The organism is Dellaglioa sp. CoH-56-MRSF-11, assembly GCF_056782135.1.
In genome coordinates, this window is record NZ_JBXAYE010000182.1 from 1 (window position 1) to 231 (window position 231).

Genomic DNA, 231 nt, shown 5'->3' on the forward strand with positions numbered 1-231 from the left:
GTACCAATACATGCCAACCCATCGCGATATGGCTTGGTAGCTGTCGTCAGTTAGGACACCTGCGTTTGCTAGCTTCATCCCAAGTGCATTCACCTGCTTTGCCAGAATGTCACGCTCAGGCTGCGACCACTGATCAAAATCAATCAGATGGCCGCCCATGAACGGAAGACCCGTCACTGGATCGGTACCGGTGCCAGACACTTGATCCGCAATCTGCTGTTCGAGCGGGGG

Annotated in this window: 1 protein-coding gene; it reads right to left on the reverse strand. The window is 54.5% G+C overall.

Annotated features, from left to right (window positions below; translation table 11 throughout):
• A partial coding sequence (locus AC1RPT_RS08310; RefSeq protein WP_481763077.1) for a hypothetical protein occupies positions 1-231 on the reverse strand: 231 nt, incomplete at both ends.